The organism is Pseudomonas sp. P4_B4 (assembly GCF_056402255.1).
This window is the reverse complement of record NZ_JBFUHS010000020.1, coordinates 1-13,925: the sequence shown is the minus strand read 5'-3', so window position 1 is coordinate 13,925 and position 13,925 is coordinate 1. Positions and strand designations below refer to the sequence as shown.

The following is a 13,925-nucleotide window of genomic DNA, read 5'->3' as shown; positions in this document are numbered from 1 at the left end:
ACTTGCTCGCGAAGAGGGAGTGTCAGTCAACAATGATGTCGACTGAAAAACCGCTTTCGCGAGCAAGCCCGCTCCCACACTGGATCTTCTGTGACTATAAAACTGCGTTCGCACAGGTAAATAGCTTATCCCCGCGACTCAACCCCCAACTCATCCCACACCGACTCGGCCAGGTGGAACGTCGCATTGGCCGCCGGAATCCCGCAGTAGATTGCACTCTGCATGATCACTTCCTTGATCTCGCCACGGCTGACGCCGTTGTTGGCGGCGGCGCGCAGGTGCAGTTTGAGTTCGCCCTCGCGGTTCATGCCGATCAGCATGGCGATGGTGATCAGACTGCGGGTGTGGCGCGGCAGGCCCGGGCGGGTCCAAATGTCACCCCAGGCGTGGCGGGTGATCATCTCCTGGAACTCCGAGTTGAACTCGGTCAGGGCGTTCAGGCTGCGGTCGACGTGGGCGTCGCCAAGGACCGCGCGGCGGACTTCCATCCCCTCGTCGTAACGTTGTTTCTCATCCACAGGAAAACCCTCAATCAGCCGACAGAAACGCCAGCACGCGCTCGCTGAACGCATTGCCTGCCTGGACGTTGGACAAGTGCGCTGCGTAGAACTCGGCGTACTCGGCCCCGCGCACATGCTCTTGAATGAAATGCCCACCGGACGGTGGCGTCACCGCATCTTCGCTACCGACAATCACCAGCAACGGCGCCTTGATCGCAGACAACTGTTCACGGAAATCGGCATCGCGTACCGCCGCACAGTTGGCCGCATAGCCTTCTGGCGAAGTGGTCGCGAGCATGTCGGTAATCTGCTTGGCCGCCGCCGGGTTGGCTTCGGAGAAGTCCGGGGTGAACCAGCGGGCAATCGACGCATCGCGCAGGGCAACCATGGCCGCCTGACCATCGCGCAGCACCATTTCGATACGCGGGTTCCACACCGATGGATCGCCGATTTTCGCCGCGGTGTTGCACACGATCAGTTTATTCAGGCGCTCGCCGGCATTGATACCCAGCCACTGGCCGATCAACCCGCCCATGGACAATCCGCAGAAATGCGCGCGTTCGATGTGCAAGGCATCCAGCAATGCCAGCACGTCGTGGCCCAGTTGCTCGATGCTGTACGGGCCTGGCGTCACCAGCGATTGGCCGTGACCACGGGTGTCAAAGCGCAACACGCGAAAATGCTCGGTGAACGCCGGGATTTGCGCGTCCCACATGTGCAGATCCGTGCCCAGGGAGTTGGATAGCACCAGCACCGGCGCATCGATCGGTCCATCGAGTTGGTAATGCAGTTCGCCCTCGGCGAGTTGTACAAAAGCCACAGCAAGTCTCCTTCAGGCAGTCAATGCAGAATGTTCAGCCACCGCCCTCTCGACCCAGGTTTTGGCCTGACCGAGATAGTGGGCGGGGTCCAGCAGATGATCGAGTTCAGCCGCCGACAGTTCGGCGGTCACTTGCGGTTCGTCGCCGAGGACCGCACGCAGGTGACGTTGTTCGGCCACGGCGCGTTTGCAGCATTGCTCCAGCAGATGATGCGCAGTATCGCGCCCAACCCGTTGCGCGAGGACGATGCTCACCGCTTCGGCGAGCACCAGGCCTTGGGTCAAATCGAGATTGCGGGTCATGCGCGCGGCATCCACTTCCAAGCCCTGCGCAATCAACAAAGCTTGTTGCAGGCTGCCGGACACCAGGCAGCAAATTTCCGGCAGGGTTTCCCACTCCGCATGCCACAGACCGAGGCTTCGCTCGTGTTCCTGGGGCATGGCGCTGAACAGCGTCGACAGCAGACCCGGCACACGTGTCGCCGCGCCGATCAACACCGCCGCGCCCACAGGATTGCGTTTGTGCGGCATGGTCGAGGAACCGCCCTTGCCCGGCGCCGAAGGTTCGAACACTTCGGCGGCCTCGGTTTGCATCAACAGGCTGATATCGCGCCCGAGCTTGCCGAGACTGCCGGCGATCAGGCCGAGCACGGCGCCGAACTCCACCACGCGATCGCGCTGGGTATGCCATGGCTGATCGGGCAAGGTCAGTTGCAGTTCTTCGGCCAGCGCCTGGGCAATCGGCATGGCCTGTTCGCCAAGGGCTGCAAGGGTTCCGGACGCACCGCCGAATTGCAGCACCAGCAGACGCGGTTTCAGTTCGGCCAAACGTTGGCGACTGCGTGTCACCGCCCCCAGCCAGCCGGCGATCTTCATACCGAGGGTGACTGGCGTCGCATGCTGCAGCCAGGTGCGTCCGGCCAATGGCGTGGTCGCGTAGCGCTGGGCCTGGGACGCGAGGGTCTGCCCCATTTGTGCCAAGTCGCCTTCGATCAGTTCCAGCGCCCGGCGTAGTTGCAGCACCAGGCCGCTGTCCATCACATCCTGGCTGGTCGCGCCCAGATGCACATAGCGTTCAGCCTCGGCATCGGTGGCCGCAATCTGTTTGCCCAGCGCCTTGACCAACGGAATCGCCGAGTTACCCGCCGTGGCAATCGCCTCGCCCAATGCCGCAAAGTCGTAAAGCCCGGCGCTGCAAGCCGCTTCAATCGGCGCGACAGCACTCGACGGTATCAACCCTACCCGCGCTTCGGCCCGGGCCAGTGCCGCTTCGAAATCGAGCATGGCCTGGACGCGGCCCTGATCGCAAAACACCTCACGCATATCGCGGGCAGTGAAATAGGCATCGAACAATTGATTGCCCGGTCGCTGGTTCATAAACAGTTCCTGAAGGCGCGGGCCTTTGCGACCCGCGCGTGAAGATCAAAGGTCTTGCTGCAGATACTTCGGCTGTTTCGGCAGGCGCAGGCTGAACAGGAATGCCACCGCCATCATCACCGTGACGTACCAGTAGAAGGAGTTTTCCATGCCCTCGGCCTTGAGACTCAAGGCCACATACTCCGCCGAACCACCGAAGATCGCATTCGCCACCGCATACGCCAGGCCAACGCCCAAGGCACGTACTTGCGGCGGGAACATTTCGGCTTTTACCAAACCGCTGATCGAGGTGTAGAAACTGACGATCACCAGCGCCAGGGTAATCAACACAAAGGCCAGGAACGGACTGCTGACACTTTTCAGGCTCAACAGGATCGGTACGGTGAACAGCGTGCCGAGGGCGCCAAACCAGAGCATCGAGTTACGCCGGCCGATCTTGTCGGCGAGCATGCCGAAAATCGGTTGCATGCACATATAAAGGAACAACGCGCCGGTCATGATGTAGCTGGCGGTCTTGGCCGGCATGCCGGCGGTGTTTACCAGGTACTTCTGCATATACGTGGTGAAGGTGTAGAAAATCAGCGAACCACCGGCGGTGTAACCGAGCACGGTGATGAACGCAGCTTTATGGTCGCGAAACAGGGCACTGATGCTGCCGGCGTCCTTGTTTTCTCGCATTTCCTTGCTGGTGGTTTCTTTCAGCGAACGACGCAGATACAGCGAAACCAGCGCCGCCATGGCACCCACCACGAAGGGAATCCGCCAACCGTAGGCACGCAGATCATCTTCGGTGAGGAACTGTTGCAGGATCACCACCAGCGACACCGCGAGCAACTGGCCGCCGATCAGGGTCACGTACTGGAACGAGGCGAAGAAACCGCGCTGGCCCTTGAGCGCTACTTCACTCATGTAGGTCGCGGTAGTGCCGTACTCACCGCCCACCGACAAGCCTTGCAGCAAACGGGCGAACAGCAACAGGATCGGCGCCCAGACCCCGATGCTGTTGTAGGTCGGCAGGCAGGCGATAAGCAGCGAGCCGAAGCACATCATCAGAATCGAGATCAACATCGAATTCTTGCGCCCGTGCTTGTCCGCCAACCGCCCGAAAATCCAGCCACCAATCGGCCGCATCAGGAACCCGGCGGCGAACACACCAGCGGTGTTGACCAACTGCACGGTGGGGTTATCGGACGGAAAAAACGCCGGCGCGAAATAGATCGCACAGAAGGCGTAGACGTAGAAGTCGAACCATTCGACCAGGTTGCCGGACGAGGCACCGACAATGGCGAAGATCCGCTTGCTGCGTTCTTCGCCCGTATAAAGAGCTATAGGAGCTGTGGGTGTTGTCATTGTTTTTTTCACTCAATGGGGACAGTGAGAGTCTAGACACACTTTGCAACAATCCCGTTCCGCAGATGCATCAGCGAACACACATCCCTGTGGGAGCGGGCTTGCTCGCGAAGGCGTAGTGTCAGTCAATAAAAATGTTGCCTGACATACCGCTTTCGCGAGCAAGCCCGCTCCCACAAGGGGACGGTGTTCACTCAATAGTCGAAGAACACCGTCTCGGCATCGGTGCCTTGCAGAATCACGTTCCACTGATAAACACCCGATGCATCCTGCTTGGCGATCAAGGTACCGCGACGATCCGTCGGCACGCACTCCAGCAACGGATCATTTACGTTCGCCGCCTCGCCATCAAAGTAAATCCGCGTCAGCAGGTGCTTGACCAGGCCACGGGCAAACACCAGTACCACCAGATGCGGTGCCTGAGTCGTGCCTTTGAGCCCCTCAACCGTACCCGGCTTGATGGTGGTGAAACGAAAACGCCCTTCGGCATCCACCGGCACCCGGCCAAAGCCTTCGAAGTTCGGGTCCAGGGGTTTGTCCTGGTCGTCTTCCGGGTGGTCATACTTGCCGGCGGCGTTGGCCTGCCAGACTTCCAGCATCGCGTCGTTGACGACATCGCCGTTGCCATCGACCACTTGCCCGGTGATCGCCACGCGCTCGCCCAGGGTTTGTTCGACGGTCAGGTTTTCGCGGTTCAGCCAGGTCAGGCCGATGTGGTAGTACGGCCCGACGGTGTGGGACGTGGTCGCAGTCAGCGTCATCTTATTTCTCCATCGGCGTGGCGTCGCGGCCGCGCAAAACGATGTCCCAGCGATAACCGAGGGCATAGGAAGGGATGGTTTTTTCCAGATCGAACGTGGCGATCAAGCGCTCTTTGGCGCTGGTATCGGGCACGCAATTGTAGATCGGGTCGTACGCCAGCAACGGGTCGCCCGGGAAATACATCTGCGTCACCAGGCGCGTCAGAATGCTCGGCCCGAACAGCGAGAAATGGATGTGCGCCGGGCGCCACGCATTGTGGTGGTTACCCCACGGATAGGCACCGGGCTTGATGGTCTGGAACTGGTACCAGCCATCGGCGTCGGTCACGGTGCGGCCGGTGCCGGTGAAATTCGGGTCCAGCGGTGCGTCGTGCAGGTCGCGGGCATGGGCGTAACGACCGGCGGCATTGGCCTGCCAGATCTCCACCAGAATCCCCGGCACCGGCAGACCGTTTTCATCCAGCACGCGGCCGTGGATGATGATGCGCTCACCCTGTGGTTGCCCCTCGTGCTGGGCGGTCAGGTCGCTGTCCTTCTCGTTGACGCGCTCGGCGCCGATGGTCGGACCGGTAATTTCCGACAACGAATGGGGCAGCAATACCAACGGTTTGGACGGCGAGCGCAGGTTGGTGGATTGATAGGCCGGGTGCAGGTATTCCGGCTGAGTGCCCGCCTGCGGGCGACGGTAACCAGGCTTGTCAGTCATGAAGCATTCCTCAGTTCTTATAAGTCTTCAGAGCGCGTCAGACGCGCTCGATCGCCAGGGCCAGACCTTGACCAACACCGACGCACATGGTCGCCAGACCTTTCTTGCCACCGGTTTTTTCCAGCTGATGCAACGCGGTCAACACCAGTCGCGCGCCGCTCATGCCCAACGGATGACCCAAGGCAATCGCGCCACCGTTCGGGTTGACCTGTGCCGCGTCGTCCGCGATTCCCAGTTCACGCAGCACCGCCAAACCTTGGCTGGCGAAGGCTTCGTTAAGTTCGATCACATCGAAATCGCTGACCGCCACACCGAGGCGTTCGATCAGTTTACGCACCGCCGGCACCGGGCCAATGCCCATCACCCGAGGGGCGACGCCGGCGCTGGCCATGCCCAGCACTTTGGCGCGGGCAGTCAGGCCGTGTTTCTTCACCGCTTCGGCCGAGGCCAGGATCAACGCGGCGGCGCCATCGTTCACACCCGAGGCATTGCCGGCAGTAACGGTCTTGTCGGGGCCGTTGACCGGTTTGAGTTTGGTCAGGGCTTCCAGGGTGGTGTCGGCGCGAGGATGCTCGTCCTGGCTGACCACGGTTTCACCCTTCTTGTGGGCGATCCGCACTTCAACGATTTCTTCGGCGAAAAAGCCTGCGGCTTGCGCAGCGGCCGTGCGTTGTTGACTGCGCAGGGCGAACGCGTCCTGATCGGCGCGGGACACCTTGTAATCGTCGGCCACGTTGTCAGCGGTTTGCGGCATCGCGTCCACGCCGTACTGGGCTTTCATCAACGGGTTGATGAAGCGCCAGCCGATGGTGGTGTCTTCCAGCTTCATGTTGCGCGAAAACGCGGCATCGGCCTTGCCCATCACGAACGGCGCACGGGACATCGACTCGACGCCACCGGCGATCGCCAGCTCCATCTCGCCGCTGGCGATGGCGCGGAACGCGGTGCCGATGGCATCCATGCCCGAAGCGCAGAGGCGGTTGAGGGTCACGCCGGGAATGCTTTCCGGCAGACCGGCCAGCAGCAGTGCCATACGCGCGACGTTGCGATTGTCTTCACCGGCCTGGTTGGCGCAGCCGAGGAACACCTCGTCCACGGCGTTCCAGTCCACCGATGGGTTGCGCTCCATCAAGGCCTTGATTGGCACGGCAGCCAGGTCGTCGGCACGCACCGTCGACAGGCCACCGCCGAAACGGCCGATGGGGGTACGAATCGCGTCGCAGATATAAACGTCACGCATCACGCTTCTCCGGGGGCTTGGCCGTGTGCGGCAGCGGTGCGGGCTTCGAGGTCGCGCAGCGCAGTCAGTTCGACTTCAGTCGGCTCGGCGGTTTGCTCAACATGGTCGGCAAAGCGAATTGCCCAACCAGTAGCCGCTACCACTTGCTCGCGGGTCACGCCCGGGTGCAGTGCGGTGACCACGAATTCGTGGGTGCCCTCCTCCGGCTCCATGATGCACAGGTCGGTGATGATCCCCACCGGACCGGCGCCTGGCAGGCCGAGACGCTTGCGCGAATCGCCGCCCTCGCCATGGCCGACCGAGGTAATGAAATCGAGTTTGTCGACAAAGGAGCGCGACGACTGCTTGAGGATAATCAACACGCTCTTGGCGGAGCCGGCAATCTCCGGCGCGCCACCTGCACCCGGCAGACGGACTTTCGGCGCGTGGTAATCACCCACGACGGTGGTGTTGATGTTGCCGAAACGGTCGACCTGCGCCGCGCCGAGGAAACCGACGTCAATGCGCCCGCCCTGCAGCCAGTAACGGAAAATCTCGCCGGTCGGGACCACGGTGTCGGCGGTTTCCGCCAGCTCACCGTCACCGATCGACAGTGGCAATACACTTGGCTTGGCACCGATCGGACCCGATTCGTAGATCAGGACGACATCAGGCGAGGAAGTCAGGCGTGCCAGGTTGGCTGCTTTCGACGGCAGGCCGATACCGACGAAGCACACCGAACCGTTCTTCAGACGGCGAGCGGCGGCGACGGTCATCATTTCATTGGTGGTGTAAGTCATTACTTCGCCTCCGAAGCGGCGGCCAGTTTGGCCTGGAACTCGCTGAAGTCAGCGCTGCCGTGGATGTATTCGTTGATCCACGCGGTGAAGGTTTCACGGTCGCGGGCAATCGGGTCCCAGGCCTGGTAGAAACGGTTGTCGCGCTCGTTGTAACCGTGGGCGTAGGACGGATGCGCGCCGCCGGGTACGTGGCAAACCGCGCTCAAGGCCCAGGTTGGCAATACACAGGAGTTCATCGGTGCATTGAGGTCGTCGACGATTTCCTCAACGGTGACGATGCAGCGCTTGGCCGCCAGCGCAGCTTCTTTCTGCACGCCGAGGATGCCCCAGAGCAGCACGTTGCCCTTGCGGTCGGCTTTCTGCGCATGAATCACGGTAATGTCCGGGCGCACCGAAGGCACGGCGGCCAACACTTCGCCAGTGAACGGGCAAGTGACAGATTTGATCAGCGGGTTGACCTTCGGCAAGTCGGAACCGGCGTAGGCACGCAGTACCGCGAACGGCAGGCCGGAAGCGCCGGCGACGTAGGCATTGGCCAGGTCGGCGTGGCTGTGTTCTTCGATTTCCAGCGCGTGGGGCCACTGTTTCTCCACAGCGTCACGCAGGCGATGCAGGGAGCCGACACCCGGGTTGCCGCCCCAGGAGAAAATCAGCTTGCGGGCACAACCGGCACCGATCAACTGGTCGTAGATCAAGTCAGGGGTCATCCGCACCAGGGTCAGGTCTTTCTTGCCCTGGCGAATGATTTCGTGACCCGCCGCCGTCGGGATCAGGTGAGTAAAGCCTTCGAGCGCGACCGTATCGCCGTCGTTTACGAATTGCTTCACCGCGTCGTGCAGCGAAAGGATTTCAGCCATTGGGGCAGGCTCCCGTTTATTGTTAACCGACAGTGGAAGAAGGCGCCGATGCGCAGCGCCGGAATGACTGAAGATTAAGCCCGTGCAAAACGCCAAACAATCCGATAATCGACTAATCGTTCGATTATCGAACATATTGTTGCTTGGCTACCGATCCCCAAAAGCTTCGCGAGCAGGCTCGCTCCCACAGTTGATCGCGTTTTCCTGTGGGAGCGAGCCTGCTCGCGAAGAGGTCCGCACGCTCAATGAAGAATCGGACAGGCCTCAGGTCGCATCCGCATGACTGACCATGCCCTTGATCAGCACCGCCGTCGTTGCCAGTGCCGCCGGAATCACCAGCGCCGTCAGCACTTGCTCGAAGTTCCAGCCCAGCCCCAGCAGCGTCGCGCCCATCCAGGCACCAAGGATGGCGCCGAAGCGGCCGATCCCGAGCATCCACGACACCCCGGTGGCCCGCCCCTGAGTCGGATAAAACCGTGCAGCCAGCGACGGCATTGCCGATTGCGCACCGTTGACACACATCCCGGCCACCAGCACCAGGGTCGCCAGGATTGTGATGTTGCCCAGGCTCTGCCCTACCGCATAGGCAAACACCCCGGCCAGCAGGTAGAAAGTGCCGATGACCTTGTGCGGATTGAACCGGTCCATTGCCCAGCCCACGCCCACTGCACTCAGCACGCCACCAAACTGGAACAGCGCGCCGATGAAGGCCGCCTGCTCCATGCTCGCGCCACTGTCGCGCATCAGGGTCGGCAGCCAGCTGGTCAGCAGGTAAACAATCACCAGGCCCATGAAGTAGGTCAGCCACAACAACAAGGTGCCGGTGCTGTAGGTGCCGGAGAAGATCACCGCGAACACATTGCGCGCCTTCACGGTTTTCTGTTCCGGGACGCTGAAGCTGGACGCCTGGGCCACCACCGTCGGGTCGATCGGCGCCAGTGCCTTGCGCACTTTGTCCGCACCGCGGTTGCGCACCACCAGGTAACGCGCCGACTCCGGCAGCCAGAGCAGCAAAACGACGGCGAGGATCAGCGGCAGAATCCCGCCGATCAGCAGCAGGCTGTGCCAACCAAAGGCCGGAATGAGCTTGGCCGAGATAAATCCGCCGCCGGCCATGCCGAGGTTGAAACCGCAGAACATGCTGGTCACCAGCAGGGACTTCTTGCGCTCCGGGGTGTACTCCGACAACAGCGTGGTGGCGTTCGGCATGCCGGCGCCCAACCCCAGGCCGGTCAGGAAGCGCAACACCAGCAACTGATCGACATTGCTGCTGTAGGCCGAGGCCAGGCTGAAGGCGCCGAACAACAGCACCGCACCGACCAGTACGACTTTTCGCCCGAAGCGGTCAGCCAACGGGCCCGAGCCCAGTGCGCCGAAGACCATGCCGATCAACGCCGCACTCATCACCGGGCCAAGGCTGGCGCGGTCGATACCCCAGTCCTGGGACAGGGCCGGGGCGATGAACCCCATGGCCGCGGTGTCGAGGCCATCGAGGAAGACAATCAGGAAACACAGGATCACCACGCGCCACTGGTAGCGCGAAATGGGTTGGGCATTGATGAAGGACTGCACGTCGAGGCAGTTACCTACAGCAGACTGAGGCTGGTTCATTATTTTTATTCCACGGATCGCAGTCGAACGGTGTCAGCAGACGCTGACGAAGCCGCGACAGTAATGATCCGCAGGAAACAGCGTCAATTCGATAAACGCAACTCTGTGCGTTTATCGAACAGCTTAGGCAAACAGCTGGGCACTGAGGTCGCGGCTGGCGCTCAACAAACCGGGCAGGAAACGCTGTTCAAGTTCATTGCGGCTGACCCGCCCCGCATGGGTGCTGACGTTGAGGGCCGCAACCACCTGCCCGGAAGCGTCGTACACCGGGACGGCAATCGAACGCAGCCCTTGCTCGAGTTCCTGGTCGACGATGCACCAGCCTTGCAGTCGTACTTCTTGCAGGCATTCGAGCAATGCCTCGGGGGTGTGGATCGTGCGGCTGGTCTTGGCTTGCAATTCGGCGTGGTCGAGGTATTCGCCCAGCGACGTGTCATCCAGCGCGGCCAGCAGAATCCGCCCCATCGACGTGCAATAGGCCGGCAAGCGCCCGCCCACCGACAGGTCCACCGAAATCAGGCGCTGGGTGGTCGCGGAGCGGGCGATGTACAAAATGTCATCACCTTCCAGCGTGGCCATGTTGCAGGCCTCGTGCAGTTGCTCGCTCATGCGGTCCAGGTAAGGTTGGGCGGAAACCGCCAGCGGCGTTGATGACACATAGGCATGGCCGAGGGTCAGCACTTTGGGCAACAACGAATAGGTGCGGCCGTCGGTGGTGGCGTAGCCGAGCTTGATCAGGGTGTGCAGGCAACGGCGCACGGCGGCGCGGGGAATTTCCGTACGGTGGCTGATCTGGGCGATGGTCAGGTGCCGTTTGCGCTCCTGGAACGCTTGCACCACGGCCAGGCCACGGGCCAGGGACGTCATGAAATCCGGGTCGCCGGTCAGTGCCTGGATCCGTTTGGCCGGTGAGGCAACGATGGGAGGAGCCACTGAAGCGAAGGAATTGCGCATTTGATCGTTCATACAAGGTCCTTTTACCCATTCGGATCAGCGACTATTACAAAGGGCTACTGCCTGACGCTCAAGCCCGGCCCGTCAACTCCGTGCGATTATCGAACGCTCGACCGATAATCGCAATCCACCGGGTAAATCGCCCGATCCGCCGGTGTCCGGATTTTTGCTGACTCGCGAACCCATGTTTACGTCGACTCGACACAGGACTTAATGGGGCAATCTAATTACCGTAACTTGCCCGACTTAACGGCGTCAGAAAGGCACGGCAGCGATGTGGTATCCGTCGACGTTCTAGTTAATCGCAAAGTTTCGAGCAACAAAACGGTCACACACCAAGATTCACTTTTAACTCTTTGGAGATAGTGTTCTTCAAATGGGCCGCTATAATACAATTCAGTAGCGCTTCGGTTTTTTACTTGCCGAACCCGCTGCCCGGCAATGCGATGTTCCATCGCCGTTGCCCGTTGCAAGCGCCAGATCCGCATTGCACAGCCTTGCCAGTGCGCTTGCAGTAACAGGAAACTGAAGCTACGTCAGCTGTTTATCTCTGGTGCCGTGGCCGCCTGTGACATGGAAGTATTGATCACGTCGTTGCCAAAAACGATGCCTTGACGGGCATTGCCCATTCGACGAACGTGATCGATCGATTTGATGCAGCGCGTTTTCACCAGAATTTATCCCAACTCAAACAGGTAGCACTGTGACGAAAGACGAACTGCGCGCGGAACTAGAGCGCCAGGAACAACGTTACAAGGAAGTTTACGGCGGAGAAGTCACCACTTACGCCGCTCAACCCGAACCGGAACGCAAACCCTGGCGTAAACGCGCCACCGTTCAGGATCAGGTTTTCCAGCAAGAACTTCAAAAAATGGAAAAGGAACTCAAAGCCGAAGAGCCGTGACTGCTTTGGCCTGATATCCTTACCAGGGCCTGCCTCTGCACCCGTTAAAAGCGGGATGTATTGATGTTGCCTTGCGTGCCCGCTATGAGCGGGCAGCGGCCATTACCGTCGTCGAATCAGGCAGATTTCCGGTATCTGACCTATTTCTCAGATTTTTCGCACAACCGTTCAAGCCCCCTCTTACCGGGCCGTGAAGGTTATGTGACAGCGTATTTCTTCAATAAAATCAATTACTTAAAAAACGCAGCAAAACCCTGGGTTTTCCGGTGCTGCGGCAAAAAAATTCGTTGAAGAATGTTACCGATGAGCAGCTAGTGCATTGATTAGCAGTCTTTTCTGGCATAATCGCGCCCCCTTATGACCGGGTCAGAAAACCTTCATGATCGATTTATTCAGCGGACTGGATGCTTGGGTGCTTGTGAGCCTCTTGCTCGCCCTGGCCTTTGTCCTCGCCTTCGAGTTCATCAACGGCTTTCATGACACCGCTAACGCGGTGGCGACCGTTATCTACACCAAAGCCATGCCGCCTCACCTGGCGGTGTTCTTCTCCGGTGTGTTCAACTTCCTCGGCGTGCTGCTGGGCGGGGTCGGCGTGGCGTATGCCATCGTCCACCTGCTGCCGGTAGAACTGCTGATCAATGTGAACACCGGTCACGGACTGGCCATGGTGTTCTCGTTGCTCGCCGCCGCCATTACCTGGAACCTGGGCACCTGGTACTTCGGTATTCCCGCTTCCAGTTCCCACACGCTGATCGGTTCGATCCTCGGGGTTGGCCTGGCCAACGCCCTGATCAACGATATTCCGCTGGCTGACGGTGTGAACTGGCAGAAAGCGATCGATATCGGCGCCTCGCTGGTGTTCTCGCCAATGGCCGGTTTCCTGATCGCCGCGCTGATCCTGATCGGTCTTAAATGGTGGCGTCCGCTGTCGAAGATGCACAAGACACCGGAACAGCGCCGCAAGATCGACGACAAGAAGCACCCGCCGTTCTGGAATCGCCTGGTACTGGTGATCTCGGCCATGGCCGTGAGTTTCGTGCACGGTTCCAACGATGGCCAGAAAGGTATCGGCCTGATCATGCTGGTCCTGATCGGTATCGTGCCGGCGCAGTTCGTCCTCGACCTGAACAGCACGACCTATCAGATCGAGCGGACTCGCGACGCCACGCTGCACCTGAGCCAGTTCTACCAGCGTAATTCCGAAACCCTGGGCGAGTTCCTGGCCCTGGGCAAGAGCCTGGATGGCGATCTGCCGGAGAAATTCCGTTGCAACCCGCAACAGACCGAACCGACCATCACCGCCCTGCTCGGCACCCTCAAGGGTGTAGCCGACTACCACTCGCTGCCGTCGGAAAGCCGCATCGAAGTACGTCGTTACCTGCTCTGCCTGGACGACACGGCGAAGAAAGTCAGCAAGTTGCCAACGCTCGGGGCTCGTGAAAAGGCTGACCTGGACAAGCTGCGCAAGGACCTGACCACCACCACCGAATACGCTCCGTTCTGGGTGATCCTGGCGGTTGCACTGGCTTTGGGCCTGGGCACCATGGTCGGCTGGAAACGCGTGGTACTGACCATTGGCGAGAAGATCGGCAAGCAAGGCATGACCTACTCCCAAGGCATGTCGGCGCAGATCACCACCGCCAGCCTGATCGGCATGGCGAACATCTTCAGCCTGCCGGTTTCCACCACCCACGTGCTGTCCTCGGGCGTGGCGGGCACCATGGTCGCCAACAAAAGCGGCCTGCAAAGCGGCACCGTCAGAACCATCCTGCTGGCCTGGGTATTGACCCTGCCAGCCACCGTGGCCCTGTCGGCCGGGTTGTTCTGGCTGGCCTCGAAGGCCCTTGGCAGCTGATACACCGCCAAACTAGAAAAGGCGCGCTCCGCAAGGAACGCGCCTTTTTTATTGCTGCCTACTTCCGACATTACACAATTAATGTGGGAGCGGGCTTGCTCGCGAAGGCGGCTTCACATTCAACGAAGATGTTGACTGATCCACCGCCTTCGCGAGCAAGCCCGCTCCCACATTAATTGTGTAATGTCGGAAGTAGGCAGCAATAAAAAAA

The 13,925-nt window shown here is 60.4% G+C and carries 13 protein-coding genes; 2 read left to right on the top strand and 11 right to left on the bottom strand.

Annotation, left to right across the window (positions count from 1 at the left end):
• Positions 1 to 125: 125 nt before the first annotated feature.
• The 11 genes from pcaC to pcaR form a co-directional block, all read right to left on the bottom strand.
• Complete coding sequence (gene pcaC / locus AC1DVE_RS20120; RefSeq protein ID WP_223459348.1) at positions 126 to 518, bottom strand: 4-carboxymuconolactone decarboxylase; 393 nt, start codon at positions 516 to 518, stop codon at positions 126 to 128.
• Between the two features lie 10 nt (positions 519 to 528).
• Complete coding sequence (gene pcaD, locus AC1DVE_RS20115; protein WP_223459350.1) at positions 529 to 1,320, bottom strand: 3-oxoadipate enol-lactonase; 792 nt, start codon at positions 1,318 to 1,320, stop codon at positions 529 to 531.
• A gap of 12 nt (positions 1,321 to 1,332) precedes the next feature.
• Positions 1,333 to 2,697, bottom strand: a complete 1,365-nt coding sequence (locus AC1DVE_RS20110) for a 3-carboxy-cis,cis-muconate cycloisomerase (protein WP_223459351.1) — start codon at positions 2,695 to 2,697, stop codon at positions 1,333 to 1,335.
• A gap of 45 nt (positions 2,698 to 2,742) precedes the next feature.
• The gene (locus tag AC1DVE_RS20105; RefSeq protein WP_223459353.1) at positions 2,743 to 4,047 is read right to left on the bottom strand and encodes an MFS family transporter; all 1,305 of its coding nucleotides are present in this window, start codon (positions 4,045 to 4,047) and stop codon (positions 2,743 to 2,745) included.
• Between the two features lie 194 nt (positions 4,048 to 4,241).
• Positions 4,242 to 4,808, bottom strand: a complete 567-nt coding sequence (pcaG, locus tag AC1DVE_RS20100; RefSeq protein ID WP_223459354.1) for a protocatechuate 3,4-dioxygenase subunit alpha — start codon at positions 4,806 to 4,808, stop codon at positions 4,242 to 4,244.
• Between the two features lies 1 nt (position 4,809).
• Positions 4,810 to 5,514, bottom strand: a complete 705-nt coding sequence (gene pcaH, locus AC1DVE_RS20095) for a protocatechuate 3,4-dioxygenase subunit beta (RefSeq protein ID WP_223459355.1) — start codon at positions 5,512 to 5,514, stop codon at positions 4,810 to 4,812.
• 37 nt (positions 5,515 to 5,551) lie between these two features.
• Positions 5,552 to 6,757 carry a 3-oxoadipyl-CoA thiolase gene (gene pcaF / locus AC1DVE_RS20090; RefSeq protein ID WP_223459356.1) on the bottom strand — a complete coding sequence of 402 codons (1,206 nt, stop codon included), beginning with the start codon at positions 6,755 to 6,757 and terminating at the stop codon, positions 5,552 to 5,554.
• Positions 6,754 to 7,533 (bottom strand): CoA-transferase subunit beta, encoded by a 780-nt coding sequence (locus AC1DVE_RS20085; RefSeq protein ID WP_008054172.1) that lies wholly within the window; start codon positions 7,531 to 7,533, stop codon positions 6,754 to 6,756. The genes pcaF and AC1DVE_RS20085 overlap by 4 nt, the downstream gene beginning before the upstream one ends.
• Positions 7,533 to 8,390: a CoA transferase subunit A gene (locus tag AC1DVE_RS20080; protein ID WP_008054173.1), complete on the bottom strand. Its 858-nt coding sequence runs from the start codon at positions 8,388 to 8,390 to the stop codon at positions 7,533 to 7,535. Before AC1DVE_RS20080 ends, AC1DVE_RS20085 begins: the two co-directional genes overlap by 1 nt.
• 264 nt (positions 8,391 to 8,654) lie before the next feature.
• Positions 8,655 to 10,001 carry a 4-hydroxybenzoate transporter PcaK gene (gene pcaK / locus AC1DVE_RS20075; RefSeq protein ID WP_223459358.1) on the bottom strand — a complete coding sequence of 449 codons (1,347 nt, stop codon included), beginning with the start codon at positions 9,999 to 10,001 and terminating at the stop codon, positions 8,655 to 8,657.
• A gap of 123 nt (positions 10,002 to 10,124) precedes the next feature.
• A complete protein-coding gene (gene pcaR / locus AC1DVE_RS20070; protein ID WP_008054175.1) occupies positions 10,125 to 10,967 on the bottom strand; it encodes a pca regulon transcriptional regulator PcaR in 843 nt (280 codons plus the stop codon).
• A 691-nt stretch (positions 10,968 to 11,658) separates the two neighbouring features.
• Here pcaR and AC1DVE_RS20065 point away from each other — a divergent pair.
• The gene (locus AC1DVE_RS20065) at positions 11,659 to 11,859 is read left to right on the top strand and encodes a hypothetical protein (protein WP_007986337.1); all 201 of its coding nucleotides are present in this window, start codon (positions 11,659 to 11,661) and stop codon (positions 11,857 to 11,859) included.
• A 379-nt stretch (positions 11,860 to 12,238) separates the two neighbouring features.
• Positions 12,239 to 13,714, top strand: a complete 1,476-nt coding sequence (locus AC1DVE_RS20060; RefSeq protein WP_223459360.1) for an inorganic phosphate transporter — start codon at positions 12,239 to 12,241, stop codon at positions 13,712 to 13,714.
• Positions 13,715 to 13,925 lie beyond the last annotated feature (211 nt).

What these genes read in the sequence shown, in the direction of transcription:
- pcaK (WP_223459358.1), bottom strand. Translation starts at nt 10,001, where the DNA reads ATGAACCAGCCTCAGTCTGCTGTAGGTAACTGCCTCGACGTGCAGTCC.
- AC1DVE_RS20105 (WP_223459353.1), bottom strand. Translation starts at nt 4,047, where the DNA reads ATGACAACACCCACAGCTCCTATAGCTCTTTATACGGGCGAAGAACGC.
- AC1DVE_RS20085 (WP_008054172.1), bottom strand. Translation starts at nt 7,533, where the DNA reads ATGACTTACACCACCAATGAAATGATGACCGTCGCCGCCGCTCGCCGT.
- pcaH (WP_223459355.1), bottom strand. Translation starts at nt 5,514, where the DNA reads ATGACTGACAAGCCTGGTTACCGTCGCCCGCAGGCGGGCACTCAGCCG.
- pcaG (WP_223459354.1), bottom strand. Translation starts at nt 4,808, where the DNA reads ATGACGCTGACTGCGACCACGTCCCACACCGTCGGGCCGTACTACCAC.
- AC1DVE_RS20110 (WP_223459351.1), bottom strand. Translation starts at nt 2,697, where the DNA reads ATGAACCAGCGACCGGGCAATCAATTGTTCGATGCCTATTTCACTGCC.
- pcaR (WP_008054175.1), bottom strand. Translation starts at nt 10,967, where the DNA reads ATGAACGATCAAATGCGCAATTCCTTCGCTTCAGTGGCTCCTCCCATC.
- AC1DVE_RS20060 (WP_223459360.1), top strand. Translation starts at nt 12,239, where the DNA reads ATGATCGATTTATTCAGCGGACTGGATGCTTGGGTGCTTGTGAGCCTC.
- AC1DVE_RS20080 (WP_008054173.1), bottom strand. Translation starts at nt 8,390, where the DNA reads ATGGCTGAAATCCTTTCGCTGCACGACGCGGTGAAGCAATTCGTAAAC.